Consider the following 2,212-nt stretch of genomic DNA (forward strand, 5'->3'; position numbering starts at 1 on the left):
GTGTTGAAGTAAATCTTTGCATCACCCGTTGCATTGTAGACTTCTTGCGTGTCTGGTTTACCAGAACCTATATGCAAGGTTTGGTAATGATCTTCTGTTGGTTTCTCAAAAACAATGGAGCTGTTATCGAGATTAAGCACAGAAACATCAGAACGAGATCTTTGAGCGATATCAAGGAGATTGCCATCAGCATCTTTTTCGTTTTTGCTAATTTTCAACGTCCATTTTGTATTGTTTTTCAGATCAAAACGTACATTTCTGTCTTTAGCAATATTCGCTCTGCCTTCTAAAGTAGACTGATCAGCGCTTAAGGTGAAGGTGCCATTGGAGATGGCGTTTGCACCGACATAGTCCCAAAGCTCTTTGTCTTTCCAATAAACGCCTTTTCCTAATAAAACATCGGCATGGATTTCTGAATTTTTGATATTGGCTGTACCAATTGATAGGTCTGCATTGTTTTCGATATCGTTGTCAGTGAAAGCTCCGATAAGAATTCCAGCACCATTTTCTACGTGGATATCTGCATTAGTCACATTGATTTCATTGCTTTGACGTTTTTGCGGATAATTTTGATCTGTGTAGAAGAGAGACATGATTTGCAAACCACCGATTTGTGCTGTTGCAGAAATATCCTTGACATCGATATGTCCACCGTTTTCTGTATACAATGCAGCTTGTTTTCCAAATACTGTTCCGCCTGTCATTGTGATTTGGGATTGTGGACCGCTTGCATGGAGTCCACTACCATCAGATGCGTTAATTTTAGCATTGTCTTTTATGATAATGGTGCCGCCACTCTCAGCAGATACCCCTGAGGTTTTTACATTAAATTCTCCCCCTGATACGTTTATTTGAGAATTAACAGCGGAGGCTATGCCTATATTGGCTTGAGTAACTGTTACATTTTTTAAAGTAAGTTTGTTGTTATGGGTGGACATTACCCCTAAGAGTTGTTGGTCATCGTCTTTACCACTTGATATTTTCACATTTTCTAGCTTATTTTCTTCGCTGTTTTCGTCGCCGAAGAGAGCACCCATTGCAATAGCCGTAATAGAACCTCCAGTCATCTTGATTGTAGCTTTTTTGTATGCCATAAGCCCTGTTGAAACATCCTTAATCGTTGTATTATGTAATTCAATCATGCTTCCAGAGTCATCGGCGCGTGCACCATCTTCGGTGCCATCTGTCGATGTTATAGTAATACCATTGACATCAATATGTCCGCCGTTTTCGGCAAACAATGCGCTTACACCCCGTCCGCTTACTGTTCCTCCAGTCATTGTGATCTTGGATTTTGAACCATCAGCATGGAGTCCATAAGCACTGGATGATGTAATATCAGTCTTGTTGTCGATAGTAACCGTGCTGCCATTTGAAGCATATATTCCATCAGTTTTTCCATCAAATGATCCTCCAGAGATTGTTATTGTCGAGTGATCATCTGCCTTTAGAGCAGAGAAGGCATGCATAACAGTTACATTTTTTAAGGTGAGCGTGCTTCCCTTGGTAACTATTCCTGAGAGTAATTGCAGTCCATCTTTATCTAAGTCTGATATCACCACGTCTTTTAGCATGTTTTCGCTGCTATTCGTGTTATTAAAAGAAGCGCCAACAGAGGCAGCTGCAATGGAACCTCCAATCATTTTGATTGTAGCTCCGTCTTTGGCTTCAAGACCGCGGAAAACCTCAGAATCAAGTTTTGGGATAATTCTACTATCCTGTAATTCAATTACACTGTTAACACCTTCAGCTGTTACAGCGTATACATCGTAATGGACTGGGTGGTTTATCGTTAAATTCTTGCCAATGATTTTGCCACCGTCTTTTGCGTGAATAGTTTCGTAGGTTTTATCGGATACTTCTTGTTGTTTTCCCCCAGAAACTACGAGGGTTTCAGCATGTGCACTGAACTGGATGTTGAACAGGATGATAGCGGCTGCAGCTGTGCATGATAAAAGGGATGTTTTATACACTAGTATTCTCCTTATGATAGCCCCCAAATATTCATTTCCCCGCGAACTTCATAAGAAGAAGTGAAAATGGATAGTTGTTATTAATTTCAGTAATTGTCTTTATTTGGTAAGACATTTTTGGTTTTTTGTCAAAATTAAAAAATAATTGATATTAATTATGTCTAATACAAAATGTATTTATAATGGATTTTATTTAAAGAATTATAATTTTGAATATTATTATTCAGAGAAATATTGTG

General features: G+C 38.8%; 1 protein-coding gene. It reads right to left on the reverse strand.

The genetic code is table 11. The features are described from left to right. Positions 1–1,973: right-handed parallel beta-helix repeat-containing protein (locus ACFILO_RS09210; RefSeq protein ID WP_375678194.1), on the reverse strand; the 1,973-nt coding region annotated here is incomplete at its 3' end. Positions 1,974–2,212 lie beyond the last annotated feature (239 nt).

It is taken from the genome of Bartonella sp. AP72JLCBS, from assembly GCF_042195705.1.
Taxonomy (GTDB): domain Bacteria; phylum Pseudomonadota; class Alphaproteobacteria; order Rhizobiales; family Rhizobiaceae; genus Bartonella.